Genomic DNA, 262 nt, shown 5'->3' with positions numbered 1-262 from the left:
GCTCTAACAGACGCGCTGAGAGCGAAACGAAAAAGCTTGAGAGAGGAAGTTTTTCAGCAGCTGATGGCTCTGGACTGGTCAGGAGCGCCGGAAGGACTTGTAGGAAAGTTTCGAGCAGCGCAGCTACTGCCAGCAGGCACATCCCAACTTACAGATCTGATAGCCGAGTGGAGCCACTATCACGAGTGGCAGCCGGAGGGGTACTCTCAGCTTGAGGAGTGGCGGCGCGCGGATAAGAAGCTTTTTTTGTGGGAAAGGAATC

At 54.6% G+C, this 262-nt stretch carries 1 protein-coding gene; it reads left to right on the top strand.

Annotated elements, in window-relative coordinates:
* Positions 1–36 precede the first annotated feature (36 nt).
* On the top strand, positions 37–262 hold a 226-nt coding region (locus CVH10_RS26945; protein WP_219924974.1), incomplete at its 3' end, for a hypothetical protein.

The sequence above is a fragment of the Halomonas sp. ND22Bw genome (assembly GCF_003011945.1).
GTDB lineage: Bacteria > Pseudomonadota > Gammaproteobacteria > Pseudomonadales > Halomonadaceae > Halomonas > Halomonas halophila.
Note: the sequence above shows the minus strand (reverse complement) of the source record. Positions and strands in the feature narration are given on the sequence as shown.